At 70.3% G+C, this 25,410-nt stretch carries 20 protein-coding genes and 1 pseudogene; 13 read left to right on the forward strand and 8 right to left on the reverse strand.

Annotated features, from left to right (window positions below; genetic code table 11):
• Positions 1-18 precede the first annotated feature (18 nt).
• The 3 genes from BM085_RS04505 to BM085_RS04515 all read left to right on the forward strand — a co-directional run bounded on the left by BM085_RS04505 (position 19) and on the right by BM085_RS04515 (position 2,549).
• Entirely contained in the window at positions 19-696 is a 678-nt protein-coding gene (locus BM085_RS04505; protein WP_093885727.1) for a response regulator, read from the forward strand.
• 298 nt (positions 697-994) lie between these two features.
• The gene (locus tag BM085_RS04510; protein ID WP_093885728.1) at positions 995-1,468 is read left to right on the forward strand and encodes a carboxymuconolactone decarboxylase family protein; all 474 of its coding nucleotides are present in this window, start codon (positions 995-997) and stop codon (positions 1,466-1,468) included.
• A 157-nt stretch (positions 1,469-1,625) separates the two neighbouring features.
• Positions 1,626-2,549: an RNA polymerase sigma-70 factor gene (locus BM085_RS04515; RefSeq protein WP_093885729.1), complete on the forward strand. Its 924-nt coding sequence runs from the start codon at positions 1,626-1,628 to the stop codon at positions 2,547-2,549.
• A 307-nt stretch (positions 2,550-2,856) separates the two neighbouring features.
• Here the strand turns inward: BM085_RS04515 and BM085_RS04525 are convergent, their stop codons facing one another.
• Together BM085_RS04525 and BM085_RS04530 are read right to left on the reverse strand one after the other, a co-directional pair.
• Positions 2,857-3,546 (reverse strand): TetR/AcrR family transcriptional regulator, encoded by a 690-nt coding sequence (locus tag BM085_RS04525; protein ID WP_093885730.1) that lies wholly within the window; start codon positions 3,544-3,546, stop codon positions 2,857-2,859.
• A 319-nt stretch (positions 3,547-3,865) separates the two neighbouring features.
• Complete coding sequence (locus BM085_RS04530) at positions 3,866-9,337, reverse strand: ATP-binding protein (RefSeq protein ID WP_093885731.1); 5,472 nt, start codon at positions 9,335-9,337, stop codon at positions 3,866-3,868.
• Positions 9,338-9,953: 616 nt separating this feature from the next.
• Here BM085_RS04530 and erm point away from each other — a divergent pair.
• The 3 genes from erm (at position 9,954) to BM085_RS04545 (ending at position 12,276) form a co-directional block, all read left to right on the forward strand.
• Positions 9,954-10,685 (forward strand): ErmE/ErmH/ErmO/ErmR family 23S rRNA (adenine(2058)-N(6))-methyltransferase, encoded by a 732-nt coding sequence (erm, locus tag BM085_RS04535; protein WP_399508970.1) that lies wholly within the window; start codon positions 9,954-9,956, stop codon positions 10,683-10,685.
• 77 nt (positions 10,686-10,762) lie between these two features.
• Positions 10,763-11,725: a threo-3-hydroxy-L-aspartate ammonia-lyase gene (locus BM085_RS04540; protein WP_093885733.1), complete on the forward strand. Its 963-nt coding sequence runs from the start codon at positions 10,763-10,765 to the stop codon at positions 11,723-11,725.
• A 347-nt stretch (positions 11,726-12,072) separates the two neighbouring features.
• The gene (locus BM085_RS04545) at positions 12,073-12,276 is read left to right on the forward strand and encodes a cold-shock protein (protein WP_012891170.1); all 204 of its coding nucleotides are present in this window, start codon (positions 12,073-12,075) and stop codon (positions 12,274-12,276) included.
• Between the two features lie 143 nt (positions 12,277-12,419).
• On the opposite strand, the gene BM085_RS04550 is transcribed toward BM085_RS04545, so the two are convergent.
• Together BM085_RS04550 and BM085_RS04555 are read right to left on the reverse strand one after the other, a co-directional pair.
• Entirely contained in the window at positions 12,420-12,845 is a 426-nt protein-coding gene (locus BM085_RS04550; protein WP_093885734.1) for a nucleoside deaminase, read from the reverse strand.
• On the reverse strand, positions 12,842-13,657 hold the full coding sequence (locus BM085_RS04555) for an LLM class flavin-dependent oxidoreductase (RefSeq protein ID WP_245789123.1): 816 nt from the start codon (positions 13,655-13,657) through the stop codon (positions 12,842-12,844). Before BM085_RS04555 ends, BM085_RS04550 begins: the two co-directional genes overlap by 4 nt.
• Before the next feature lie 144 nt (positions 13,658-13,801).
• On the opposite strand from BM085_RS04555, the gene BM085_RS04560 reads away from it, so the two are divergent.
• Positions 13,802-14,254, forward strand: a complete 453-nt coding sequence (locus BM085_RS04560) for an Lrp/AsnC family transcriptional regulator (RefSeq protein ID WP_093885736.1) — start codon at positions 13,802-13,804, stop codon at positions 14,252-14,254.
• A gap of 336 nt (positions 14,255-14,590) precedes the next feature.
• Here the strand turns inward: BM085_RS04560 and BM085_RS04565 are convergent, their stop codons facing one another.
• Genes BM085_RS04565 through BM085_RS45690 form a run of 3 tightly spaced genes read right to left on the reverse strand, consistent with a single transcriptional unit; the run spans position 14,591 to position 17,472 of the window.
• Positions 14,591-15,070, reverse strand: coding sequence for a DUF6069 family protein (locus tag BM085_RS04565; protein WP_093885737.1), 480 nt, complete (start codon positions 15,068-15,070; stop codon positions 14,591-14,593).
• Between the two features lie 37 nt (positions 15,071-15,107).
• Positions 15,108-15,665, reverse strand: a complete 558-nt coding sequence (locus BM085_RS04570) for an NADPH-dependent FMN reductase (protein WP_093885738.1) — start codon at positions 15,663-15,665, stop codon at positions 15,108-15,110.
• A gap of 52 nt (positions 15,666-15,717) precedes the next feature.
• Positions 15,718-17,472 (reverse strand): NAD(P)H-binding protein, encoded by a 1,755-nt coding sequence (locus tag BM085_RS45690; protein WP_093885739.1) that lies wholly within the window; start codon positions 17,470-17,472, stop codon positions 15,718-15,720.
• Between the two features lie 129 nt (positions 17,473-17,601).
• Here BM085_RS45690 and BM085_RS04580 point away from each other — a divergent pair, with 129 nt between their 5' ends.
• From BM085_RS04580 to BM085_RS04595, 4 genes and pseudogenes are all read left to right on the forward strand, one after another.
• Positions 17,602-18,633 carry an AraC family transcriptional regulator gene (locus tag BM085_RS04580; RefSeq protein ID WP_093885740.1) on the forward strand — a complete coding sequence of 344 codons (1,032 nt, stop codon included), beginning with the start codon at positions 17,602-17,604 and terminating at the stop codon, positions 18,631-18,633.
• Positions 18,634-18,675: 42 nt separating this feature from the next.
• Positions 18,676-18,888, forward strand: a pseudogene (locus BM085_RS45170) (recombinase family protein); the annotation flags it as partial.
• Positions 18,889-18,893: 5 nt separating this feature from the next.
• Positions 18,894-20,414 carry an ABC transporter transmembrane domain-containing protein gene (locus BM085_RS04590; protein ID WP_218158599.1) on the forward strand — a complete coding sequence of 507 codons (1,521 nt, stop codon included), beginning with the start codon at positions 18,894-18,896 and terminating at the stop codon, positions 20,412-20,414.
• Positions 20,411-22,195: an ABC transporter ATP-binding protein gene (locus BM085_RS04595; protein ID WP_093885741.1), complete on the forward strand. Its 1,785-nt coding sequence runs from the start codon at positions 20,411-20,413 to the stop codon at positions 22,193-22,195. Before BM085_RS04590 ends, BM085_RS04595 begins: the two co-directional genes overlap by 4 nt.
• Here the strand turns inward: BM085_RS04595 and BM085_RS04600 are convergent.
• Positions 22,134-23,312: a Cmx/CmrA family chloramphenicol efflux MFS transporter gene (locus tag BM085_RS04600; protein WP_093885742.1), complete on the reverse strand. Its 1,179-nt coding sequence runs from the start codon at positions 23,310-23,312 to the stop codon at positions 22,134-22,136. The two genes, BM085_RS04595 and BM085_RS04600, sit on opposite strands and share 62 nt — an antisense overlap.
• A 344-nt stretch (positions 23,313-23,656) precedes the next feature.
• On the opposite strand from BM085_RS04600, the gene BM085_RS04605 reads away from it, so the two are divergent.
• Both BM085_RS04605 and BM085_RS04610 read left to right on the forward strand, forming a co-directional pair.
• Complete coding sequence (locus BM085_RS04605; protein WP_093885743.1) at positions 23,657-24,538, forward strand: hypothetical protein; 882 nt, start codon at positions 23,657-23,659, stop codon at positions 24,536-24,538.
• 307 nt (positions 24,539-24,845) lie between these two features.
• Positions 24,846-25,410: sigma-70 family RNA polymerase sigma factor (locus BM085_RS04610; protein WP_143120802.1), on the forward strand; the 565-nt coding region annotated here is incomplete at its 3' end.

Consider the following 25,410-nt stretch of genomic DNA (forward strand, 5'->3'; position numbering starts at 1 on the left):
ATCTCTAGAGCTGAGGCCGTGACTATTCGGGTTCTTATCGCCGACGACCAGCAAATGGTACGGACCGGCTTCCAGATGATCGTGGACGCTCAACCGGACATGGAGGTCGTGGCCGCGGTCTCGGACGGCGCCGAGGCCGTGTCGGAGGCCAGGCGGCTGCGACCTGACGTGTGCCTGCTCGACATCCGGATGCCCAAGCTGGACGGGATCGAGGTGACCCGCGTCCTGGCCGGACCCGAGGTGGAGAACCCGCTGCGGGTGGTCATCGTCACCACCTTCGACCTCGACGAGTACGTCTACGGAGCCCTGCGCTCCGGCGCCACCGGGTTCCTGCTCAAGGACAGCGGGCCCACGCTGCTCATCGAGGCCGTCCGGGCGGCCGCGGTGGGTGACGCGCTGGTGTCGCCGTCGGTGACCGTACGGCTGCTGCGGCACCTGGCCCAGCCCCAGCGGGCGGCGCAACCGGCGAACGACCCGCTGACCGACCGCGAGCTGGACGTTGTGCGGCTGGTGGCCAGGGGACGCTCCAATCAGGAGGTGGCCGCGGAGCTGTTCGTGTCGCTGTCGACGGTAAAGACGCATCTGGGCAGCATCTTCGCCAAGCTCGGTGTCAGGAATCGGGTGGGGATCGCAGCTTGGGCGTGGGAATCCGGCGTGATGAGCCGAGCAACGGAGGGGTTGCCGGGATACAGGTGAATCAGTACCTCAGCGCATGGCCCGAGGGAGAGATCGTGCGCTAAAAGCACGCCGACATCCAGGGGCTGTTCTGAGTTCGGATCATGTTGCGGGGGGCTGCGGAGCCAGATGGCCGTTCCGCGGGCACACCTCTGTCGCCTCGCTGGCTCGCTGGCCGGAAAGCCGGGACCCGGCCGCCCGCCGCAGGTGATCACTGTGCGGCGGCAGGGAGACGCAGGTCACATTCGTCCATGTCACAGGGGGGCGGGCTACCCCGTCTCAGAGGGTGTAGCCATCAACGATCACAGAGGAGCACAGCATGGCCGCGCGACTGAACTACTTCGCCGACCCAACCGCCGGCAAGGCCCTCAAGCACTTCATGTCGGCGGGCAAGACGCTCAAGGACTCGCCGTTGCCGGCCGCCACGCAGGAGCTGGTGGCGCTTCGCGTAAGTCAGATCAACGGCTGCGCCGCCTGCATCGACATGCACACCAAAGAGGCCGCCGCTGCCGGCGAGACCTCGGTGCGGCTGAACCTGGTCGCGGCGTGGCAGGAGGCCACGGTCTTCACCGAGGCCGAGCGTGCCGCGCTGAAGCTGGCGGAGGAGGGGACCCGGGTCGCGGATGCGGCCGTTGGGGTCAGCGACGAGGTGTGGGCGTACGCCGCCCAGCACTACGACGAGGGGCAGCTCACCGCCCTGGTGATCTTGGTCTCTTTCATGAACGCGGTGAACCGGCTGAACATCATCACCCAGCAGCCGGCCGGCGACTACGTGCCCGGGCAGTTCCACTGAACGGCATCGGCAACTGGCTCGGGGTCCGGCTGCGGGCTCCGGGCCGCCGGGCTCGAGGGCGCTACTCTGGCGTGCCGGTGGTCCAGATGATCACCGGAAGACGCCTGCGCCAGCGGGTACGGCCGGGTGAGAGGGGTTCACCGGGAGGGGATTTCGCGTGAGCAAGGTCGAGGAGTTCGAGGAGCTGCGGCCGCTGCTGTTTTCGATCGCCTACCGGATTCTGGGCAGTGTGGGTGAGGCCGAGGACGCGGTGCAGGAGACATGGCTGCGCTATGACGGCTCGGCGACCCGGCCCACATCGACCAAAGCTCTTCTGTCGGCCGCGGTGACGCGGATCTCGATCGATGTGCTGCGCTCCGCGCGGGTGCGGCGGGAGGAGTACGTGGGCCCGTGGTTTCCCGAGCCGCTGCTGAGCGATCCATATCAGGATCCGGCGCGATCGGTGGAGCTGGCCGACTCGGTGTCGATGGCGGCGCTGCTGCTGCTGGAGCGGCTCAGCCCGCTGGAGCGCGCGGTGTTTGTGCTGCGGGAGGTGTTCGCCTTCGGGTTCGACGAGGTCGCCGCGGCGGTGGGGCGGTCGGAGGCGGCGTGCCGACAGCTGCTGGTGCGGGCGCGGCGGCATATGGAGGCCGGGCGGCCGCGCTTCGAAGCGGTCGGCAAAGAGCGGGAGGAGCTGGCGGCGCGGTTCTTCGACGCCCTCCGCGAAGGCGACGTCGCCGGTCTGCGGGAACTGCTCGCCGCCGACGTATCGATGGTCGGCGATGGCGGTGGCAAGGCCCCGCAGCTGGCCAGGGCCGTCATCGGCGCCGAGAACGTGGCCCGGCTGATTGCCTCCGTCTTCCCCCGGATAGCCCGGATCGACGTGACGTTCGAGCCGCACGAGGTCAACGGCCAGCCGGGCGCGATCTTCCACGACCGGGACGGCAGGGTGCTCCACATCCTGGTGCTCGATGTACTCGACGGGCAGATCCAGACGATCCGCTCGGTGATCAACCCCGACAAGCTCGGGCACGTGGGCCCGGTAGCGGACGCCTGGGCAATCGACCGCGAAGTAAGACAGGCCCGCCGGCCCACGGAATGACCGCAACAACCGACCACGGCCTCGTGAAGTCGTCCAGGCGCGCCCGCAGCACTGGACGTCCTGCCCGGCTGACGTGCTCGATGAGCTCGTGTCCGAAGCTCGTCCTGCCCGCCGCGGTCGGTCCGTCGACGCTCACCCGCAGCCGTCCGTCACCGATCGCCAGGATCCGGTCGGCGACCTCCCGGAGAGAACACCCTGGCCGCAGCGTTGAAGGGATGGGATGCCGCGGAGCCACGCGTTGCGGCCCGCACGTACGTGTCGCCGGGCCAGAGAGTGTCTGACAATTCGGCGTGGCGGAGCCAGAGCATCAGGCAGCCGATGGCGGCGCCGGCCGGCCGGCGCCCAGCAGTGGCAGCCACACCTCGTCCACGATCTCGACGATCGACTCGTCCGGCACCGCGCGCATCGTCATGAACATGTCGTGGCGCAACAGGTCCAACGGCAGGTTCACCACGCGGGACGAACGCGGCACGTCGGGCAGCTCGCCGCGCTCGACCGCGCGGGCGACGATCATCTCGAAGGCGGTCGCCTGGCCGGGCGTGAGGAGGGTGTCGCGTAGCTCGCCGAGGCTGGTGCCGGTGGCGCGGAAATAGTCCACCAGCTGCACGCTCATCAACGTGATCATGCCTGCGCGGTCAGCGTCGGCGTTGCGCAGGAAGCCGATCGCATCATCGCGGAGGCTGCCGGTGTCGGGCACCGCGATCAGCCGCCAGGACTTGGCGAGAGTGGCCAGCAGCAGGCCGTCGCGCTGCGGCCAGCGCCGGTAGAGCACAGGACGACTCGTGCCGGCGCGGGCGGCGACCGCTTCGTAGGTGAAGCCGTGATATCCGTGCTCGACCAGCACCTCCCACGCGGCGTCGAGGATCGCGTCCTCGAGTTCGGGGCCGCGTCGACGGGATGCGCCGCCACGGATCGTGCCGCCGTCGGCACGACGTTCCGCCGCCTGCGCCCCGGTCGCCCCGCGCTTACCCGTGATCCGCTCGTGCTTGAGATTCACTTGCGTATCTTATCGCGGTGACTTACCGTGTCCACCATTAGATACAGCTCCGTACTCTAAGGCCCCTTCGTGAACAGGACGTGCTGATGGCCGACAACAGCTTGACCGAGGAGTCCCCGAGCGCGAGCCCCACGGCGGTGGCGATGCGGCGGATGCTGCCGGTGGACATGGCGGAGCGGGAGGACGGGCTCTTCGTCCGAGCAGGTGCCGGTATGCAACGAGATGCTCATCTTCGGCGTGCGTTCGCTGCCGGTCACCTGGTCCTGAGAGAGAAACGTGAAACCGGCCGCGCCGGGGCTGCGGCCGGTTTCACGGAGCGTCAGGCCATTCCGTGCTCGATGGCCTCGATGATCCGCGGCCGCAGCTCGGCGGCGCTGATGATCGCGTCCACCGAGCCGACCTCGACCGCGCGCTGGATGCTGTGCACCCGGTCGAACTCGGCGGCGACCTCGCCGAGCTTCTCCGCCCGGACGGCGGACTGCACCTCGGCGAGCCGGGCGTTCAGCGCCGCCCGCTCGGCGCCGCTGGCCGCCGAGACCTGCGTCTGCAGGTCGGTCACCCGCAGGTCGGTCGCGGTGCGGTTGTTCACCTCACCGGAGAACACCACGGCAGCCGCCGGGGCACCACCGAGCACCGAGGCGAACGAGCCCTCCAGCGCCAGCACGGTCATGTTCGGGTTGAGCGCCTTGGAGAACACCACGAACGCGCCGCCGTGGTAGCGGGAGATCACGCAGAACACGATCGGCCCGTCGAAGTTGACGATCGCCCGGCCGATCTCCGCGCCGTACTCCAGCTGGAGCTTGCGCATCGACTCCGGCGAGCCGTCGAACCCGGACAGGTTCGCCAGCACCACCAGCGGCCGGTTGCCGGACGCCGAGTTGATCGCCCGGGCGGTCTTCTTCGACGAGCGCGGGAACAGCGTGCCCGCGGTGTAGGTGTCCGGCCCGTCAGTGGGCGGGAAGCCGCGCCGCGGCACCGACCGCGACTCGATGCCGATCAGGCAGACCGGCCGGCCGCCGATGTGCACGTCCTGCACCGCGGACGTCTCCGCGTCAGCCATGCCCGCCCAGCGCTCCAGCACCGGGTGATCCTGGTCGGACAGGGCGCGCATCACCGTGCGGATGTCGAACGGCTTCTTGCGGTCCGGGTTGTGCTCGGCCGAGAAGATCTGGCCGACGGTGGTGAAGTCGCTGCCGGCGATCGCGTGCGGAAACCCGGAGACATCGCGGTCGACCGGGTCGGTGGTGCGGGCCCGCCGCGGCGCCGTCTCGCCGGGCACGACGTAGGTGTGGTCGTAGTGCGCCATCAGCACATCGCGGGCGGACTGCAGGTTGGGCGCCCAGTACTGCGCCTGGCCGTTCGGCCCCATCACGCGGTCGTAGCCGCCGATGCCGAAGTTGTCCTCGGCCGACACGCCGCCGGAGAAGTCCAGCGACTGCTTGCCGGTGAGCACCATCGCCGAGTCCGGCGTCATCACCAGGATGCCCTTGGTGTGCATGAGCATCGTCGCTTCGGCGTTCCAGTACGGCTGGGCGCCGACGGTGATCCCGGCGACCACGATGTTGATCTCGCCGCCGTCCTGGGTGAACGTGACGATCCGCTTGAGCGCGGCCGCGACCCAGTCCATGTTCTCGGTGCCCGAGGTCATCGAGATCCGCGCGCCTGCCGACAGCGCGAACCACTCCAGGGGGACCCGCATCCGCTCGGCGAGGTCGAGCGCGGCGATCACCCGCGAGCACTCCGGTTCCGACAGCGCGCCCAGCGCCTTCGTCGGGTCGCCGAGCAGAACCACGCGGGTGACGCCTTCGGGGTGCCGTTCGGTCGGCGTCGTGACGACGCCCGCCACGATCGCCGCGGCGTTCCTCCCCTTCGGCCGGTCCACCGGCACGAGCGCGCCGTGGTCGTCGAGGTCGTGCTCGACGAAGCCGCCCTCCGGCCCGGCGAGCAGGCCGGTCAGCTCGTACGGGTAGACGTTCCCGCGCCGGGCCGCGCGCAGCACCTTCTGACGGTAGTCGTCCAGCGGCTGCACCGGCTCCGCCGACGGCGCGCCGACGTGCAGGCGCGCGCCGTGGCCCGGGTCGAGGGTGATCCGCACGGCGACCTCGGTCAGCTCGCCGGCGGCGGTGCGCTGGCGGGCTATGCACTGGACCTCCTCCAGCCCCGCGCCCGCCGTGGTCGGCAGGATGCGCTGGACCAGCGCGTTCAGCTCGTCGGTGGACAGCTCGGTCGACGGCCAGACGTACATCATGATCCGGTTGGTGTCGAACCGCTTGTTCTGGGGTCGCTGCGCCTGGATGTTGCGGATCGCGTCCAGGCCCGCGGTGATCGCGTCCTCCACCGCGGGCAGCGCGACCAGCCTGCCGTCGGCCTCGCGCAGCGGTGTCAGGTCGCGGACCTGGCCCATCGCGATGAGGCGCTCGTCGGCCGGGTTGCTGCGCGCCACGGCCTTGAACAGGTAGATCTCCTCGTCCGCGGACGGCAGCCGGGTGAGGTCGAACTCGCGCAGCCGCTGCAGCTGCAGGCGCTCCGCGATCTGCGGGTGCAGGCCACGGATCAGCCGGTCCTCGGCGAAGCCCGCGCCCTCGGGCCGGAAGGTGAAGTGGTGGTGCATCACGCCGCTGGTGCCGGCGACGGTGGTGGTGATCCGGCGGACGCCCGCGGGCTGCGGGTGCTCCGCGAGGAGCTGTCCGAGCCGCACCGCCATCGCGTCGGCGTCCGGCTGGTCCTCCCACGTGACGTAGAGGTCGGCGACCAGCCCGTGCTCGGCGACATCGGCGGCGAACGCGCCGATGGCACCGATGGCGTCGGGCAGGGCGGCGATGTCGACGGCGGTGGTGACCACGCGTGTCACACCGCCCGATCCGGTGTGCTCCGCGGTGACGAACCGGCAACCCGCGGTCTCCCGCACGGTGACCTCCGACAGCCCGCGATTGCCGTAGTAGCGGCGGGTCAGCACCTCCAGCAGCGGCGCGTGGTCGCGCCCGAGCCGGCCGATCCGCTGGCCGATCAGCCGGACCAGCGGCTCGGCGCTGGCCACCATGACCTGGATGCGCTCGGCACGGTCCGGCGCGTCCGGGTTGCGGTCCAGGTAACGCAGCTCGTCGCGCACCGCGGCGTAGACCTTGGCGCGGTTGCGGCGCAGCAGCGGCTGGGCGAACCAGCGGAACACCACGCCGCGGGCCAGGTCGGACACCATGGGGAAGCGCACCTGCGTGGCCTCGACCAGGTGTTCGAGGGTGAGCCCGACGCGCTCGCTGAGCGACTCGAGCGGCGGCGCGCCGGCCAGCCACTGGCGTAGCAGCTCCGACACGATCGCGACGTCGGTGCTCATCTGCTGCTGGGCCAGGAAGATCCGGAAGACCGCGGCCTCCAGCTCCGGCGTGCGGTCGAGATCGGCGATGCCGTAGTGGGCGAGGACCTTGGTGAGCTTGGCCTGGAAGCTTTCGGTGACGCCGGCGCGCTCGACGTCGAGACTCCGCAGGTAGCTGTGGAAGAACTCGCGCGGGCTGTGCACCGGGCTGTCCGGCTCGACGTCGAGCTCGCCGCCCGGCCTGTTGCGGCTCAGCTCGGACAGGTCGGCGAACACGGTGAGCAGGTCCAGCTCACCCTCGAGCGGCCGCCCGCCCAGCTCGGCGCGCGCGGCCAGGTAGTCCGACAGCACCCGTTTGTGGTCATGGGGGTCGGCGTCGAAGCCGAGCAGCAGGCTGCGCAGGTCCTGCAGGCCCCGCTCGACGCGCTCGGCCGCGGATGCCCCCGCGGGTTCCGCGGGCAGCTCGATCTCGATGGTCTCGGCGGCCGGCTCGGTCTCCTCGGCGCCCTCGTCGGACAGCGGTTCCAGCCGCATCAGCGGCGCGCCGGTCTCGACCTGGCTGCCCACCGACACCGGGCACTCACGGACGCGGGCGCGGAACGGCGCGCGCAGCACCGTCTCCATCTTCATGCTCTCCAGCACCAGGAGCGGAGCGCCCGACTCGACCTCGTCGCCGACCGACAACGGCGTCGCGACCACCAGCGCGGGTGCGGGAGAGCGGACGACACCGCCCTCGTCGCGGCTGATCCGGTGCGTGACACCGTCGACCTCGACCAGGTGGATCGGCCCGTGCGTGGCCGACACCAGCCGGAACCGGCGGCCGTTGACCACGATCCGGCCGCTGTGCGCGTCGAACCGCTCCACCTCGACGTCCGCCGGGGCGGCACCGCCGGAGAGGCCGACGCGGAACCGCCTGTGCCCGACCCGGGCCACGCTCACCCGGTAGCCGACGCCGCGGAGCTTGAGGTCCAGTGGGCGGCCCGAGTCGTGCTGCACCTGCGGGCGCCCGCCGCGCGCGGTGGACAGCAGCCGCTGGCGGCTGACCTCCTCCTCGTCCTGGTAGGCCTCGATCGCGGCGGCGGCCAGGGCGATCGCGGAGTGCCGATGGTTGACCAGGCGGCCTTCGGCGCGCACGCGGTCGATCCAGCCGGTGTCGGCGCTCGCGTCGATGACCTCGGTCTGGTCGAGCAGGTCGAGCACGAAGCTCTTGTTGGTGGCACCCCCCTCGATGATCACCGTGGTCTCGGCCATCGCGCGGCGCAGCCGGCCCAGCGCCTGCTCGCGGTCGCGGCCGTAGGCGATGATCTTCGCGATCATCGAGTCGAAGTCGGCCGGGATGGTGTCGCCCTCGCTGACGCCGGTGTCCACGCGGATGCCGGGCCCGGTGGGCAGTATGAGGCGCGCGATGCGGCCCGGGGCGGGCGCGAAGTCGCGGTCGGGGTCCTCGGCGTTGAGCCGGGCCTCGACGGCGTGACCGGCCTCCCCCGGCTGGGGGCCTTCCAGCCTCCCACCGCTCGCCACGTGCAGCTGCAGCCGGACCAGGTCGGTGCCGGTAGTGATCTCGGTGATCGGGTGCTCGACCTGCAGCCGGGTGTTGACCTCGAGGAAGGCGAACAGCTTCTCGCCGGGGTGGTAGAGGAACTCGACGGTGCAGGCCCCGCAGTAGTCGACGGCCACGGCGAGCCGCTCGGCCGACGCCTTCAGCTCGGCGGTCTGCTCGATCGTCAGAACCGGGGAGGCGGACTCCTCGATGACCTTCTGGTTGCGCCGCTGCACCGAGCAGTCCCGGACGCCCAGCGCCCACGCGGTGCCCTGCCCGTCGGCGATGACCTGGACCTCGACGTGCCGGGCGCCGGTGACCAGGCGCTCCAGGAAGACCACGCCGGAGCCGAACGCACGCAGCGCCTCCTGGCTGGTGCGCTCGTAGGCGTCGGCCAGCTCCTCCTCCGAGGCGACCATGCGGATGCCGCGCCCGCCGCCGCCCGCGGTCGCCTTGAGCATCAGCGGGTAGCCGATCTCGTCGCCGGCGCGCAGCGCGTCCTCGAGGGTGGCGACCTCGCCGCGGCTCCACGGCGCGACCGGGACGCCGACCTCCTCGGCGATGAGCTTGGCGCCGATCTTGTCGCCGAGCTTGCGCATCGCCTCCGCGCTCGGACCGACGAAGGTGACGCCGATCTTCTCGCACAGCTCGGCGAACGCCGGATCCTCGGCGACGAACCCCCAGCCGACCCACGCGGCGTCGGCCCCGGTCTCCGTCAGCGCCCGCTCCAGGACGGCGTGGTCGAGGTACGGGCGGGCAGAGGCGGGGCCCAGCGAATAGGCGACGTCCGCTTCACGGACGAAGGTCGCGTTGCGGTCGGCCTCGGTGTAGAGGGCGACCGTCTCGATCCGCGCCCCGGTTTCCGCCGAAAGATCCCGGACGGCGTGGATGAGCCGCATCGCAGCCTCTCCACGGTTGACGATGGCGACACGACTGAACACCAGCTGAAACTCCCAACTACCCACGCACAGAAGGCGACGTCCGGGACCCGGAGCGTCGCCTGTACCTATCTACACCCTGCTCGATTACCGCCGGGTATACCAATGTCCCGCATCGTGCATGGCGGAGCCGCTCCGTTGTGGGAACTCCACAAAAAGCGCGCCGGCCACACCGTCCGGCTGCCGTTTCACGCAAGGTCTACCACAAAACACGACTGCGCCCTGCGACATGGGTGACCGGAGAGACGCCCGGATCGCCGAAACCGGCCAGGCGGCCGGACCGAACGTCCGGTTCGAGGACGTGGCCTCGCGCAGGGTCACCCGGCGGCCGTAAAACCGTTTGTGCGCGCGGCGCGCGGCTCCCTAACCTGAGCCGCATGTCGTTCACGTGCCACGCGCCGCAGTTCTTCATCCGCTTCCGCCACAACCCGGCCCTGGGCCGGTAGAGAGGGCCCCTGCCTCTCTCTGCGCGAGCCCTGGGCCTCCGAGACCACTTCCTCTCGGACCCGAAAGGGCAACACCTGTGGCGCAGTCCTTCGCTCACGGAAACTACTCGCACACCCAGAAGAAAGCCCGCGGCGGCGGCGGCAGAACCGGCCGCGACCAGGCCAGGCGCACCCTGTCGCAGAACTTCGTCGTCGACCCCGACGCCGTCGCCCGGATCGTCGAGGCCACCGGCCCGCACGACCTGGTGCTGGAGCCCGGCGCGGGAGAGGGCGTCCTGACCCGGGCGCTCGCCGAGACCTGCGGCCAGGTCGTCGGCTACGAGGTCGATCCGCTGCTGGCGGGGAGGCTGGCCGCCCGCACCCGGGACGACGCCCGCATCCGCGTCGTCCGGGGAGACTTCCTGGCCGCCCGCGCGCCGCGCGAGCCGTTCGCGGTCGCCGGGAACATCCCCTACTCGATCACCTCGAAGATCGTCGACTGGTGCCTGCGGGCGCCCGGGCTCACCTCGGCCACCCTGACCACCCAGCTGGAGTACGCCCGCAAACGCACCGGCGACTTCGGCCGGTGGAGCATGCTGACCGTGCAGACCTGGCCCTGGTACAGCTGGGAGCTGCTGGGCCACCTCAGCCGTGAGGTGTTCCGGCCCGTCCCCGCGGTCGACTCGGCCATCCTGCGGATCGAACGCCGCTCCCAGGCGCCTGATCTGCCGGGCTACCGGGCCTTCGTCGAGTACGGCTTCACCGGCCTGGGCGGCTCCCTGCACGCGACCATGCGGCTGCGCTACCCGGCCGACCGGGTCGACGCGGCCTTCGCCGCCGCGGGCGTCGCCCGCGGCACGGTCGTCGCGCACGTCCACCCCGATCTGTGGCCGGTCCTCTTCGACCGTCTCCACCACACCGGGTGATCACCCGGCCGGGGACCGCGCCACGCGGTCCCCGGCCCGCTCCACCGCACCCACGCCGACAACCGAAAAGAGGCGCCATGTCCCTGTCACCGACCTATGACGACGTCCGGAGCGCTGCCGCCCGCATCGCGCCGCACACCCACCGCACCCCGGTGCTGCGCTCACGCCGGATCAACGAACAGGTCGGCGCCGACGTGGTGTTCAAGTGCGAGAACTTCCAGCGCATGGGCGCCTTCAAGTTCCGCGGCGCGTTCAACGCCCTGTCGCGGTTCACCCCCGAGCGGCGGCGCGCCGGCGTGGTCGCCTATTCCTCGGGCAACCACGCCCAGGCGATCGCCCTGGCCGCCCGGCTGCTGGAGATCCCGGCCACGCTCGTCATGCCACACGACGCGCCGGCCGCGAAGGTGGCCGCCACCAAGGGGTACGGCGGGCAGGTCGTCACCTACGACCGCTACACCGAGGACCGGGAGGAGATCGGCCGTGCGCTGGCCGACGGCCGCGGCCTCACGCTGATCCCGCCCTACGACCACCCTCACGTGATCGCCGGTCAGGGCACCGCCGCCAAGGAACTGTTCGACGAGGTCGGCGACCTCGACGCGATCTTCGTGCCTCTCGGCGGCGGCGGGCTGCTCTCCGGCACGGCGCTGTCGGCCCGGGCGCTCTCGCCCGGCTGCGAGCTGTACGGCGTCGAGCCCGAAGCCGGAAACGACGGCCAGCGGTCCCTGCGCCAAGGGGCCGTCGTCCACATCGACACCCCCGAGACCATCGCCGACGGCGCGCAGACCCAGCATCTCGGCACCCACACGTTCGAGATCATCCGCCGCGAGGTCGACGACATCCTCACCGCCACCGACGCCGAACTCGTCGAGTGCATGCGGATCTTCGGGTCTGTCATGAAGATCGTCGTCGAGCCCACCGGGTGCCTCGGTTTCGCCGCTGTCCGCAAACTCGCCCCCCGGCTGCGCGGCCGGCGGATCGGGGTGATCGTCAGCGGCGGCAACGTCGACCTCGACCGCTTCGTGTCGCTGCTGGCCCCATGACCACCGGCCGGCACGGAGAGGGCGCCGACGGTGTCCGCGTCAACCATGTGGTCACCGGCACTGTTCGGGGCGGTTTTCATGGCAATCCGCGCCCTTCGGCGGAGCTCCGAAGCCTCCCGAGCCGGAAAATGTCGGGCAGGACCCGGGTGGCCTCGTACTTCGGGCCGCACAGGTGGTACCGTTAATCCAGTTGCAGTTGCGGTACCCATGAAACTCTGTGTGCACCTGGCGGGATGTGACCCTCAGGTGCATTTTGTTTTACCGGTCATCTCCGGTGGGCTCATCGCGGCGACGCGAAATCCGTGCAAGGCGGATTTCGGCTCTGCCCCCTATCGAAGGAGATTGACATGGCGACTGGAACCGTGAAGTGGTTCAACTCGGAAAAGGGCTTCGGCTTCATCGAGCAGGACGGCGGCGGCGCCGACGTCTTCGCCCACTACTCCAACATCGCTGCCCAGGGCTACCGTGAGCTGCAGGAGGGCCAGAAGGTCTCCTTCGACATCACGCAGGGCCAGAAGGGCCCGCAGGCCGAGAACATCGTTCCGGTCTGACGCAGCACACGCCCGAGACAGGGCCCGCACCCGAAAAGGTGCGGGCCCTGTCCCGTTTTGAGGGGCGGAGACGGCGTCACCACCATCGCGCCGGACGGTAGGACACGGGGTTCCGGTGGGGCTCCGTCACCGGACGCACTGGATCATCGGTAGTAGCCCTCGACCGCCTTGCTCGCCTCCTCGAACAGCGCCGGGCCTTCCTGGCGGGCGCCGGCGCCTGTGGCCGGCGGCTTGAGGCCGGTGAGCTGTTCGGTGGAGAGCGCGAACACGACGCGGCCGAGGCCGGATCGTTCGATGGCGCCCGCGCACATGCCGCAGGGCTGGCAGCTGGTGTACATGGTGGTGGCGGCGGCGGTCTCGGGGTCGAGTTCGCGGGCCGCCCATCTGGCCAGCTTCAGCTCGGGGTGGGCGGTGATGTCGGAGTCGGTGAGGACGGTGTTGCGGTCTTCGGCGATCACGCTGCCGTCCGGTCCCGCCAGCAGTGATCCGAACGGCGGGTCTCCGGCCGTCCGTGCCGTACCGGCGAGCTCGATGGCCCTGCGCAGAAGGCGTTCGTCGTCGTGTGTCACTGGTGCTCCGGCGGTGTGAAGGTGTTGTGGTCCCGGCAGGCGGCTACGGTCGCGAGGGCCTGCCATGCGGTCTCCGGACGGCACGTCTCGCGCGGGTCGCCGTTGAACGGGTCGAGCACGACGGTGTCGGCGCCGAGGAGGCGCAGCTGTTCCAGGTCGTCGACGACCTGGTCGATCGTGCCCTCGCCGGCGAGCCGTCCGGGGTCGGTGATCGGCGACTCGGTGAGTCGCAGGGCGATGCGGGGGGCCATGGCGGGCACCGGGCGTCCCTGCTCGTCCGCGACGGTCCTCAGCCGGTCCACCGCCTCGCGCAGCCAGGGAAGGGTGGACCGCAGCGGATGCCATGCGTCGCCGAGGCGTACCGCCCGGCGCAGGCCGGCGTCGCTGTTGCCGCCGACCCAGATCGGTATCCGCCCGCTCCGGTAATCCTTGTCGTCGCCCCAGGCGCTGCGCACGGCCCGGAGGTGATCGTCGGTCAGCTTCCCGCGCTGCTGGAACGGGACGCCGAGTGCCTCGAACTCCTGCCTCGCCCATCCGGAGGCCACGCCGAGGACCAGCCGTCCCCCGCTGAGCTGGTTGAGGTTGGCGGCCATGCGGGCGATGAGCAGCGGGTGCCGGTACGGCACGATGAGCACCGTGGTCCCGAGCCGGACCCGGCTGGTGATCCCGGCCAGCCACGAGAGGGTGGTGAAGGGTTCGTAGAACGGCGCCGGGTACTGCTCCGCGACGTCGGGTGTCACCACGACGTGGTCGGAGACCATCAGCAGGTCGAAGCCCAGTCCCTCCACCGTCTGCGCCCAGCTCCGCAGCATGCCGGGATCGGTACCAGGTCCAAAATTTGGGACATTAATGCCTATTTGCACCCGTTCAGGGTATCCAGTGGCCCCCTCCCGCCGGAAGAGACTTGTCCCGGCGTATAACCCTATAAGCCGTGGATCTGCCGGTACCTTTGCCCGATGACCGAGATTCTTGACGCGACCGACTGGGCGATCCTGGCCGAGGTCCAGAGAGACGGCCGTATCCCGCTCACCGAACTGGGGCGGCGGGTGAACCTCAGCGCCTCCGCGACGACCGAGCGGGTCAAGCGGCTGGAGGCGGCGGGCGTCATCACCGGCTACCACGCCGCCGTCGACCTGGCGAAGGTCGGCCTCCCCGTGCTCGCCGTGGTGCGCCTCAAGTATCCCGGCAGCCAGCACCAGCAGCTGTACCGGCTGCTCGACGAGCGCTTCGAGATCCTGGAATGCCTCAGGACCACCGGCGACGACTGCTACACGCTGAAGGTGGCCACGGCCTCCATGCCCCACCTCGAACAGCTCGTCAACGAACTGGGCAGGCTCGGCAGCACCACCACCAATATCGTCTACAGCCAGACACTGCCCTACCGCGGGCCTCGGGGGCCGCGGACCTGAGACGCGCGGCAGCCGTACGGACCCCGCCAAGCCGCCGCACGATCCCGGCCGCCTACCGGTCGACGAGTCGCCCTCGGCCCTGGATGTGTAACTTCCGCCCTTAAACGGCCGAGGTTTTCGGCGCTATTCGGCCAGGAGCAGACACGCTGCTGCCCCTCCGGGGATAAGAGCCCACTTCTGAGAACAGAACGCCGACGACAACCCCGACACGATCAGCACGGCTCTCAACCAGGGGTGTCTGGAACGTTCGCCCGTCCGTCTTCATCTCGTAGAACACCGAGCATGGCCTTACCCATCCTAATGATCATCCAGGCCAACGTCAGGGGTGCCAAGCCATCAGGCTCGGGTAGAACGGATGGGTCCGCTCGCGGTGGACTCCGGTTGCGCTTCAGGTAGTGGCGCGGTGGGGCTTCGTCGCAGCATCGGGATGAGCACGGCCGCGACTGCCAGGTGCATGAGCGACAACACGCTCTTTGTGCTGGAGGTCGCTTCGACGCCGAGGATCGGCACAAAGGACAACATCAGTACCGCGATGGCGATCACGGTCCAGATGGTTCTGGCCCGGCGGACGTACCGCTCCAGCACAACGAGCGCACTCCAGCCGAGCAAGGCCATGGCCAGCGTGGAGCCGATGACGAGCGGCAGGCTCACGATCGTGGGGGGTTGTCCGTTGCGCTGATCGACCCTGAGGTCGATGTCCAGCAGGTGAGCGACGAGCCACACCAGACCGGTGGCCAGCGCCGCACCACCAACCGCGATGGCTCTGACGCGCCGAGTAGAGGTGCCGGTCAGCACGGATTGGGAGGTCGTAGTCATGATCTGTTCCTTTATGAGGTGGGGGTATCCAAAACGACTACCGGCGAAGTGGCTGCAATGCCTCGCCCCAGGCGACGACCTGGTCCAGCATGGCCGTCACCGTGTCCTCCTGGTGCGCCGCCGGATTCAGGACGCTGAAGTGCTCGAAGTCGGTGAACAGCGACAGCGCGACCTGGGCGCGCACGTCGGCGACCTGGAGTTCGCCCATCACCAGCCGCAGGTGCTCCACCGCGCGGGTGCCACCGGCGCTGCCGTAGCTGACGAACCCGGCCGCCTTGTTGTTCCACTCGGCGTACAGGAAGTCGATCGCGTTCTTCAACGCTCCCGACGTCGAGTGGTTGTACTCGGGCGTCACGAACACGTAGCCGTCGAAGGAATCGATCGTCTCGGCCCAGGCCCTGGTGTGCGGGTGGCTGTACTGCCCCATCGCCGCCGGCATCACCTCATCCAGAGGCGGCAGGCCGAAGTCTTTGAGATCCACCAGCTCGAACTCGGCGTCCTGGCGCTTGGTGGCGATGTCGTGCACCCAGCGGGCCACGGCCTCCCCGTTGCGTCCTGGCCGCGTGCTGCCGATGATGATCGCAATCTTGGTCATGACGACTCTCTTTCTTCGGACGCCGTGGTACCCGGGTCCGAGATGCTTGCGTTCAGGGGAAGATGGTGATCTTGCCGTGGGTCTGGCCCGCCTCGCTCCTGCGGTGGACCAGCGTGAGGTCGGACAACGGGAGGGATTCGGCGACGTCGACGATGAGCGCGCCGGCGTCGAGGAGTCCGACGATCTCGCCCAGTTGCTTGGCGTCGTTGCGGGCGACCATGTGCAGGGCGGTGACATCGGCGCCTGCGGCCGGCTCGACGGGGGTGGCGACGGAGGCGATGACGCCGCCCGGCCGCAGGAGGGAGACCAGGCTCGCCGCGGCCTCGGGGGAGATCGGAGCGAGGTTGACGACGGCATCGACCGGGCCGTCCAGCGCATCTGCGAGAGCGGTGGCCGTGTAGTCGATGATGTGGTCGGCGCCGTACGTGCGGACCGCCGCGGCGCTGCGGCCGCTGGCCGTGGCGATGACTGTCGCACCTGCGTACTTGGCGAGCTGGACGGCGAACAGTCCCACGCCGCCACCGGCGCCGTTGATGAGCACGCGCTGGCCCGCGGTGATGTGAGCCTGCTCGAACAGCACCTGCCATGCGGTGAGCGCGGCGACCGGGATCGCGGCCGCGTCGGCCAGGGGAACAGTGACAGGCGCCTTGGCCAGCAGACCGGCCGGGGCGGCGACGTACTCGGCCGCGGCGCCGCCCGCGTCGAGACGGCCGATGACCCGGTCGCCCACGGCCAACCCCTCCACGTCGTCGCCGACCTCGGCGATCGTGCCGGAGACGTCCCATCCGAGGATGTAAGGCAGGTCCACCGGCAGCACGGCTCGCAGCATCCCCGATCGCAGCGCCGTTTCCGAAGGATTGAACGAGGTGGCGGCGACCCGGATCAGGACCTCGCCCGGCCCGGGGGCGGGCCGCGATACTTCTTCGTATCGGATGACGGAGGCATCGCCGTAGTCATGGATGCGGGCGGCCTTCATGGTGTCGCGGAACTCGCCCGCGTGGTCGGTCACCCAGGTGCGGAACGTGCGTGCCGGCGCTCCGGTGATCTCCTCCACCGTGGCGGTGGTCGCTCTCGGCTCGGTCACCATCTCGGCCTGGGCCTGGAGGATGCCGTCCACGGCCGCGGATGGCCAGCCCTGGGCGAGCATCTGCTGCCGCGCGGTCTGCGGCGAGGTCTCCTCCCAGCGCACCGGGCGGCCGATCACCTCTCCGATGACGCTCGCCTGTTCGGCTCGGGTCAGTATCTCGGGCCCGGTCAGCTCGTAGATCGCGCCGTTGTGCCCGTCATCGACGAGTGCGTGCACCGCGACCGCCGCGAGGTCCCGCTCGTGCAGCGGGGGCATGGCGGCCGCGCCGTACGGCTCACGCACGACCGCCTCGGTGCGAATCTGCCCGGCCCACCGCAGGGCGTTGGCCGCGAAGGCATGCGGGCGCAGGAACGTCCATTCCAGCCCGGACCGCTCGATCAGCTGCTCGACCTGTTGTTCGTGGCCGCGTACGGCCGCCGAGGACAGGTAGATGACGCGGCGGGCATACGCGGCGACCACATCCAGAACTGCGGGCATCCCCTCGGCCGTAGCGAACGGCCAGAGGAGAAACACGGCCTCGACCCCACTCAGGGGCACGTGCAGGGTGTCCGGATCAGCCAGGTCGCCCCGCACGACCTCGACGCCGTCCGGAAGGCCGGCCGCTTCGGGATCGCGGGCCAGCGCGCGAACCTCGGCCCCGGCCTCCAGCAGCTGCGCCACGACCTGCCGGCCGACCGTGCCGGTCGCCCCGATCACCAGAATCCTGCGTTGTCCCGGCATAAAGACTCCCAACGGTTGATCACTTCATGTGCGACCAACCGTATGGGGAGATGAAGAGACACTCAATGTGTGAAAATCTCGATTTTATGTGTGTACGTCTTCAAAGAGTCGCTGAGATAGACTCTACTGGTGGACGTACTCAGCGATGTGATCGCCGCGATGCGCACCGGAGAACCCCGCTCGGCGCGCGTTCAGTGGCACGCCCCCTGGGGGCAGCAGTTCCCCACCGTGCGCGGCTCCGCCGGCTTTCAAGTGGTTCTGCAGGGATCATGTCGGCTGATCCCGCCGGACGGTGGTGCCCCCATCGCGCTGAACGTCGGCGACGTGGTGTTCCTGCCCCACGGAAGCGGCTACGCGCTCGCCGACAGCCCCACCACCCCGCTGACCGAACCCGTCTGCGACCCACTGAACGACCCCCGGTTCGAAGACCGCTACGCCTCCGCGACCGTGGGGAAACCCGGACAGGACGGTGCGCAGGCGGTCACCGTGACTCTCTGCGGTGGATACCGGCTCGACCCCAGCCGAGCCCACCCGCTCCTGGCAGACCTGCCCGAGATCGTCCACCTGCCCGCCCGCCTCGGACACCGCCCCGAACTGCGCGCCGCCGTCGACCTCCTCGGCGGCGAACTCGACAACCCCCGCCTCGGTGTGGACACCATCGTGCCCGCCCTGCTCGACATGCTGCTGCTCTACATCCTGCGCGCCTGGTTCGACGAACAGTCCGAACGCGGCACGACCGCCGGCTGGGCCGCGGCACTGGGCGACCCGGCGATCAGCGCCGCACTGCACGCCCTCCACCATGACCCCGCATTCCCCTGGACGGTCGAAACACTCGGCACCCGGGCGGGACTGTCCAGAGCGGCTTTCTCCCGGCGCTTCGCCACCCTGATCGGACAGCCGCCCCTCACTTACCTGACCTGGTGGCGCATGACCACCGCCGCCCGGCTTCTCCGCAAGTCCGACGCCCCGCTCGGCGAGGTGGCCACTCGGATCGGCTACACCTCGGAGTTCGCCTTCGCCACCGCCTTCAAGCGCGAGTACGGCACCGCGCCCGGCAAATACCGGCGACAGAGCCGAGCGGAAACCCAGAACAGCGAACTCGACCTGATGGCACCACAACCAGCGGTCACCTCATCGGTGAGGAGCAGCACCGAACCATGATCAGCCTCTTCGTCCGCATATAGCTGTTTACGCTATCTCGACACCGCGTCGGGGGCGAAAGCGTCCCGGCCCAAGCTCGGTCTCCTCCTGCGGCTGCTGCGCGAGGGCGACACACTCAAGGTCACCCGGCTGTCGCGCTCGGTGCTGCATCTGGTCACGCTCGGCGCGGAGCTGCGGACCGATCACTTGGGTCAGCCGCTACGAACGGCCGCTCAAGGGCGGGCAAAGAGGCGCCAGAGCCATGCTCTAGCGTGATCGCCATGAAGGCGGCCCGGTATCTGTGCTGGCTGGCCTGGGCGCAGAAGGGCCGGGTCGCGCTGGGCGCGACGCTGGGAACCCTCTGGATGGTGGGCCTGACGCTCCCGCCGTACCTGTTGTCCAGGGCGATCGACGACGACCTGGCGCCCGGCTGGGTGCTGGCGCTGCTCGGCGCGGGCCTGGTCAACGCCTGGCTGGCGATGTTGCGGCACCGCACGATGACCAAGATCCGGATGGACGCCAACTTCCGCACCGTGCGCGCCCTGGTCGAGCAGATCAACAAGCTGGGCGCCGACCTGCCCAAGCGCGCTTCGACGGGCGACGTGGTGACGATCGGCATCGGCGACGTCACCACCATCGCCGCCTCGCTGACGGTGACCGGCCCCGGCGTGGGCGCGGTGATCAGCTACGGCGTGGTGGCGGCGCTGCTGCTGCAGGTCTCCGTGGTCCTGGCCGTGGTGGTGCTGCTGGGCGTGCCGCTGCTGGCGATCCTGCTCGGCCCGCTGCTCGAGCGGCTGATGAAGGTGCAGAACGGCTACCGCGAGAACCAGGGCAGGCTGACCACCCGCTTGGTCGACCTGATCGAGGGGCTGCGGGTGCTCAACGCCTTCGGCGGCAAGGGCACCTACGCCGAACGGTACCGCGCCGACTCGGCGAGCCTGCGCGAGCAGGGCTACCGGGTGGCGTCGCTGACGAGCTGGATCGGCGCGCTGGGCGCCGGATTGCCCGCCCTGTTCCTGGCCGCCGTCACCTGGCTGGGCGCCCGGCTGGCCGCCGAGGGGGCGATCACGGTGGGCGAACTGGTCGGGGTATACGGGTACCTCGCCGTGCTGGTGGTGCCGGTCTCCTTCTTCATCGAGGGCAGCTTCCAGATCAGCCACGGCCTGGTCGCCGCCCGCCAGGTCACCCGCTTCCTCGTGCTGCGCGCCGAGGAGCGGCCCCGGCCCGCCGGGCCGGAGGTCGCGCCGGGGAGCCTGGTGGGGCTGGTCAGCGCCCGGCCCGAGGAGAGCGTGGCGCTACTCGAAGGGCTGGGCGGGTTCGACGGCACCTCCCTGATCGCCGACCACGACGCCGCCCTGTTCGCGGGCACGCTGCGCGAGATCCTCCAGGGCCGGGGCGAGGCGGACGACGAGGCCATCCACCGGGCCGTGCACGTCGCCGCGGCGCAGGACGTGGTCGCCGGGCTGCGCCACGGACTCGACTCGATGATCGAACCCGGCGGCCGCAACCTGTCGGGCGGCCAGCGTCAGCGGGTGCGCCTGGCCCGGGCTCTACTGGCCGAGCCCGAGGTGCTGCTGGCCGTGGAGCCCACCTTCGCGCTGGACGCGCACACCGAGTCCCTCCTCGCGGGGCGGCTCCGTACGGCACGCGCCGGCCGTACGACGGTCGTGGCCACCACCTCGCCGCTGCTGCTCGCCCAGGCCGACCAGGTGCTGTTCATCGAGGACGGGCGGGTGGCCGCCTCCGGCACCCACCGCGAGCTGATGGAGTCAACCCCCGCCTACCGATCGGTGCTCGCATGAACCGCGACCTGCCCATCGCCGACCGCCGGCAGGTACGGCGGGCCGCCCTGCGCCTGGTCAGGCGCGACGTGCCGGGCTTCACCGCAACGATGCTGCTCAACAGCCTGGCGGCGGCCGCCGCGCTGGTCAGCCCGTGGTTGCTGGGCCGCATCATCGACGCCATCGGCACCGGAGGTGCGGTCGACCTGCTCGCCGCCATCGCCGTGGGCGCAGCGCTGGCCCAGCTGGTCCTGTCCAGGTACGCCGAGAAGGTCGGCACCGGCTTCAGCGAGCGTGTCCAGGAGCACATCCGCGCCGAACTCCTGGGCCGCGTACTGGCCCTGCCCGCCGCCACGGTCGAGCACATCCGCACCGGCGACCTGACCGCCCGCGGCACCACCGACGTGGCCGTCGTCGGCCGCACCCTGCGCGACGCCGCCCCCGCGATCCTCGTCTCGAGCCTGCAGGCGCTTTTCCTGATCGTCGCCGTCTTCCTGGTCGACCCCGCCCTGGGCGCCTGCGGCCTGCTCGCGCTGGCCGGCATCGTGGCAGCCTCCCGTTGGTACCTTCGCCGCGCCCGCCCCGCCTACCTGGAGGAAGGTGCCGCCCGCTCGGAGCTGGCCGAGCACCTGGCCGCCAACGCCGCGGGCGCCTGCACCATCGAGGCCCTGGGCCTGCAGGCCAAGCGCACGCGGGCGGCGGAACGGGTGATCGAGCGCAGCCGGGTCGCCCAGCTGCGGACCCTCTTCCTGCGCAGCGTGCTCTGGCCCTCGGTGGAGGTCTCCTCGCTCCTGCCGCCCGTGCTGGTGCTGCTGCTCGGCGGAGTGCTCCTGGACCGCGGCCAGGTCACGCTGGGCGCGGTCGTCACCTGCGTGCTCTACCTGCGCCAGCTCGGCCAGCCGATCGAGACGATCCTGATCTGGCTGGAGCAGCTGCAGAGCAGCGGCGCCTCCTTCGCCAGGATCGAGGGCCTCGCGACGCCGACGCGGGAGGAGGGCGCCGCCGCGGCGCCGCAGGGCGACCGCATCGAGGCGTGCGGCGTGCACTTCGCCTACGAAGGCGGCGGCGACGTGGTAGCCGGCGTCGATCTGACCGTACGGCCCGGCGAGCGCCTGGCCGTCGTCGGCCCCTCGGGAGCCGGCAAGTCCACCCTGGGCAAGCTGCTGGCCGGCATCGACCGCCCCCGCCTGGGCACGGTCACCGTCGGCTCGGCGCCCGTCGCCGACCTCTCCCCCACCCAGCTCCGCGAGCACGTCGTCCTGGTCACCCAGGAACAGCACCTGTTCCTCGGCACCGTCCGCGACAACCTGCTGCTGGCAGATCCGACGGCCGACGACGACCGCCTGGGCAAGGCGCTGGCGGCGGTCGGCGCCGACTGGGTCGCCTCGCTCGACGACGAGCTGGGGTCCCAGTCGTCCGGCGCCGCCCTCGGCCCGGACCGGGTCCAGCAGCTCGCCCTGGCCAGGGTCATCCTGGCCGATCCGCACACGGTCATCCTGGACGAGGCCACCGCCATGATCGCCCCCCGTACGGCCAGGCGCGCCGAACGCTCGCTCGCCGCCGTCCTGGAGGGGCGGACCGTCATCGCGATCGCCCACCGCCTGCACACGGCCCGCGACGCCGACCGGGTGGTGGTCATGGACAACGGCCGGGTGGTGGAGGTCGGAGCTCACGACGAGCTGGTCGCGGCGGGCGGGGTGTACGAGGCGCTGTGGAGGTCGTGGCAGGGCTCGCGGTGCGTCATCGCATGCTCCCCTCGTGATCGCTGGGCCGGAGGGCCTGCCGGAAGAGCAGAGCGATGAGGAGGGCGACCGCGACCAGGGCGCTACTGGCCCAGACGGGTCCCAGTTCGGCCGGCCGCGTGGTCAACGTGGCGGCGGCCATGACGGGACCGGCGGTAGCCCCGACGTTGAGAGCGGCGGTGGCGTAGGAGCCTGCCATGGTCGGCGCTCCTGCGGCCTCGTACAGCACGCGTGCGATCAGCGTGCTCCCGAGGCCGAAGGAGAGCGCCCCCTGGGTGAACGCGAGGATCAGCAGGGCGATCGGGTCGAACGCGGTGAGGCCGAGGACGATCCAGCCGCCCAGCAGCAACGGCCCGCCGACTGCGACGACGGCACCGGGCCGCTGGTCGGACAACCGCCCTGCGACGGTGACGCCGACGAAGGACCCCAGGCCGAACAGCACCAGCACGGCGGAGACCCACAGCGGATCCAGTCCGGCGACATCGGTGACGATCGGAGCGAGGAAGGTGAATGTGCCGAACGTCGCGGCATTCACCAGCGCGCCCAGGACCAGGACCAGGAGCAGTCGCGGACGCCGTAGTTCAGCGAGCTCCCGGCGTAGATCCGGGCCTGCCGGCTCGTCCGGTCGTTCTGTCCTGGCGGGAATGCCCCGCACCACGCCGAGTGCCGAGGGGAGGCACAGCAGTGCCATCCCCCAGAAGGCGGCGCGCCAGTCGAGTAGTGTCCCCAGCAAGGCGCCACCGGGGACCCCGGCGATGGTGGCGACCGTGGTGCCCGCCAGCAGGACGGCCAGCGCCCGGCCCTTCCGGTCGGAAGGGACCAGTTCGGCGGCCGCGGTGAGCGCGACCGCCAGGAAGCCGGCGTTGGCGAGCGCCGCGACGATCCGGGTGGCGAGCAGAACGGTGAAGCTGCCGGTGCACGCGCCGAGGACGTGTGCGGCCAGGAACAGGCCGAGAAAGCCCAGCAGGCTGGATCGCCGTGGCCACCGGCGCGCGAGTCCCGCCATGATCGGGGCGCCGACCACCATTCCGACGGCGAAGGCCGATGTGAGCAGTCCCGCCGTCGCAACCGGAACGCCGAGGTCTGCGGCGATGTCCGGCAGCAGGCCGGCGAGCATGAATTCTGACGTGCCCATGGCGAAGAGCGCCACGGCAAGCAGATAGAGAGGGAGAGGCATCCAGAGACTCCGGGGTGATGAGAGATCAGTTGAGACGTCTCGTCACCGCGGTCAGCGGCCTTACTGCTTCTGTCGCCTGCCGCCATCGTGCGGCGGAACAGGACTGTTCAGTGGTTCAGGGGGCTGACGGGTGACCGAAAGCCCCCACCTTGGATGCCTCTGGGCTCGACATGGCAAGCACGATACTCAGCCGAACCGCTTTGCGCACATCGGTTCGCCTCCCGGTGACGGGACCCAACGCCGAAGCGGGCAAGGTTTCCGGTGGAATGTGCGGGTTACCATCTCATTTGAGCCCCACCTTTCCATTGAATGCCTATAAAGCTCAATAAAAGGACAAATCTCCCATGATGCGATGGGTTGCCCTGGCGGTCGCCGTACTGATCGCGTCCGTGCCGGTTGCCGCGAGTCCCGCCGCCGCGCAGGCGGGCGCTCCCGATCCGGCGCGCGCGCTCAAGCGGCAGTTCCGAGACGGGCATGGCGTTCGGATCTCCGAGACCACCCGCTACTTCTTCGGCAAGAAGTCCACGGTCTCCGGGAGCGGGACGCGGATCAGCGGTAGCCTCCAGTTCGCCCCGTCGGGCCCGGTGGCCGCGGATTTCACCTGGTGGGACCTCCCCCGGCCGAAGGGCGAGGGGCTCCCATCGGAGAAGCCGGCCCCCTACCGGGTGATCCGCGTCGGCAAGAACGTGTACGACGCCGCCGACCGGTATCCCGGGCCGGTTCCGGAGGGCAAGGAGTGGATCCGGTTCCCGAACAACCACAGGGGCAGCATGGGCCGGGACATGGCCTGGGACGCCAGCCTGCAGCCGATCGACGTGTACGACCCGTCCACGATGAAGGCCGTGCTGAAACGCTCGACGAGCAAGCCCGTCCCCGGCGGTTTCCTTTACCGGGGCGTCATGAGTCGTAAGGAGATGGGCAAGGTCTCCAAGGGCGCCTTCATCGACTGGGCCTCGGGGCGGCCCGTCGGCGGGAAGAGCAAGGGGACGGTCTCCTGGCAGCTCTGGACCGGCCGTGACGGTCTGCTCAAGCGCCTGGTCACCGCCGACACCGTGGGAACGGGGAAAGATTCGCTGGTCAAGCGGGGCGACACGCGCTACACCGACTGGGGCCACCCTCTCGTCATCACCGCCCCGCCCGCCGACGAGGTCATCGACGAAGCCGACCTGTTGGAGTACATCCGCGCGCAGAACGTGCCCATTCCGCCAGACGACAAGAACACCTGAGGCGTCGGTCCCGCGCGGTCGCAGGCCGTCTCCCCGGAGATGGACGGCATCGAGACGGCCCCGCGGCGCGTGACCGGTCAGAAGCGGGGAGGCGTCAGATCCCCGGGGCCCAGAAAGGCACCGCGCCCTAGCCGTGCTGGCCCCACCTCGACATCGAGGGTGTGCCCGACCCGGAGCACGTTCCCTGGATCGACCCCGACCCATCCGGCCTGGCGAACGGCCCGGTGTCAGCGGCTTCACCGATCAGAAATCCTCCGCCACGTCGTCAGTTCTGTTAGCCCTCGCACCGGTGGAAGGATTGACGACCATGACCGACACCAGACCGCTGGGCGCCGACGAGGCCACGTTCCTCGCGGCGGTCCGCTCAGGCGACACGGCGCGGTTCGCGCTCATCACGGAGCGCTACCGGCGTGAGCTGCAGGTGCACTGCTACCGGATGCTCGCGAACTACGAGGATGCCCAGGACATGACGCAGGAGACGTTCCTGCGGGCGTGGAACAAGCGGGAGTCGTTCAAGGGCCACGCCGCGCTGCGGACCTGGCTGTACCGGATCGCGACGAACGCCTGCCTCGACTTCCTGGACAAGCGCAACGACCGCACACCCGTGCCTGCCGAGTTGCCGGGCGCGGGTTCGGAGGTGCGCTACCTGCAGCCCTACCCGGACCGGATGCTCCCGGAGGACCCGCAGGAATCGGTGGTGGCGCGGGAGACGATCGAGCTGGCGTTCATCGTCGCCGTCCAGCACCTGCCGCCGCGGCAGCGGGCGGTGTTCATCTTGCGCGACGTCCTCGGCTGGCCGGCGTCGAAGGCCGCCGACGCCCTCGAGCTGACCGTCGCATCGGTGACCAGCGCACTGCAGCGGGCGCGTGTGA

The sequence above is a fragment of the Streptosporangium canum genome (genome assembly GCF_900113865.1).
Classification (GTDB): domain Bacteria; phylum Actinomycetota; class Actinomycetes; order Streptosporangiales; family Streptosporangiaceae; genus Streptosporangium; species Streptosporangium canum.

Excerpts from the sequence above, each read along its gene's own strand:
- BM085_RS04510 (WP_093885728.1), top strand. The coding sequence starts at position 995 with ATGGCCGCGCGACTGAACTACTTCGCCGACCCAACCGCCGGCAAGGCC.
- BM085_RS04540 (WP_093885733.1), top strand. The coding sequence starts at position 10,763 with ATGTCCCTGTCACCGACCTATGACGACGTCCGGAGCGCTGCCGCCCGC.
- BM085_RS04545 (WP_012891170.1), top strand. The coding sequence starts at position 12,073 with ATGGCGACTGGAACCGTGAAGTGGTTCAACTCGGAAAAGGGCTTCGGC.
- BM085_RS04555 (WP_245789123.1), bottom strand. The coding sequence starts at position 13,657 with ATGCTGCGGAGCTGGGCGCAGACGGTGGAGGGACTGGGCTTCGACCTG.
- BM085_RS04560 (WP_093885736.1), top strand. The coding sequence starts at position 13,802 with ATGACCGAGATTCTTGACGCGACCGACTGGGCGATCCTGGCCGAGGTC.
- BM085_RS04565 (WP_093885737.1), bottom strand. The coding sequence starts at position 15,070 with ATGACTACGACCTCCCAATCCGTGCTGACCGGCACCTCTACTCGGCGC.
- BM085_RS04570 (WP_093885738.1), bottom strand. The coding sequence starts at position 15,665 with ATGACCAAGATTGCGATCATCATCGGCAGCACGCGGCCAGGACGCAAC.
- BM085_RS45690 (WP_093885739.1), bottom strand. The coding sequence starts at position 17,472 with ATGCCGGGACAACGCAGGATTCTGGTGATCGGGGCGACCGGCACGGTC.
- BM085_RS04590 (WP_218158599.1), top strand. The coding sequence starts at position 18,894 with ATGAAGGCGGCCCGGTATCTGTGCTGGCTGGCCTGGGCGCAGAAGGGC.
- BM085_RS04595 (WP_093885741.1), top strand. The coding sequence starts at position 20,411 with ATGAACCGCGACCTGCCCATCGCCGACCGCCGGCAGGTACGGCGGGCC.
- BM085_RS04600 (WP_093885742.1), bottom strand. The coding sequence starts at position 23,312 with ATGCCTCTCCCTCTCTATCTGCTTGCCGTGGCGCTCTTCGCCATGGGC.
- BM085_RS04605 (WP_093885743.1), top strand. The coding sequence starts at position 23,657 with ATGATGCGATGGGTTGCCCTGGCGGTCGCCGTACTGATCGCGTCCGTG.